Here is a 652-nt window from a genome sequence, read left to right as displayed (position 1 = left end):
GGCGACACGTCCGACATCGGCGTGCCGTCGATCGAGAAGCTGGTCGAGGCGCTGGACACGTGGATTCCGGAGCCGGAGCGTGACATCGACAAGCCGTTCCTGATGCCGGTCGAGGACGTGTTCTCGATCTCCGGTCGCGGCACGGTGGTTACGGGTCGCATCGAGCGCGGCGTCATCAAGGTGGGCGAGGAAGTCGAGATCGTCGGCATCCGTCCGACCACGAAGACGACGGTGACGGGCGTTGAAATGTTCCGCAAGCTGCTGGATCAGGGCCAGGCGGGCGACAACGTGGGCCTGCTGCTGCGCGGCACCAAGCGCGACGAAGTGGAGCGCGGTCAGGTGCTGGCGAAGCCGGGTTCGATCACGCCGCACACGAAGTTCGAGGCGGAAGTGTACGTGCTGTCGAAGGACGAGGGTGGTCGTCACACGCCGTTCTTCAAGGGCTACCGCCCGCAGTTCTACTTCCGTACGACGGACGTGACGGGTGCGTGCGAGCTGCCGGAAGGCGTCGAGATGGTGATGCCTGGCGACAACGTGAAGATGGTGGTGACGCTGATCGCGCCGATCGCGATGGATGACGGTCTGCGTTTCGCGATCCGCGAAGGCGGTCGCACCGTCGGCGCCGGCGTCGTCGCCAAGATCTTCGAGTAAG

1 protein-coding gene is annotated in these 652 nt (G+C 65.0%); it reads left to right on the top strand.

The annotated features are described in order from the left end of the window. The coding region (locus tag LF63_RS00040; protein WP_043098761.1) for an EF-Tu C-terminal domain-related protein at positions 1-651 on the top strand (651 nt) is incomplete at its 5' end. Between the last annotated feature and the right edge of the window lies 1 nt (position 652).

The organism is Oleiagrimonas soli, assembly GCF_000761445.1.
Classification (GTDB): domain Bacteria; phylum Pseudomonadota; class Gammaproteobacteria; order Xanthomonadales; family Rhodanobacteraceae; genus Oleiagrimonas; species Oleiagrimonas soli.
This window is presented reverse-complemented; position numbering and strand designations above follow the sequence as displayed.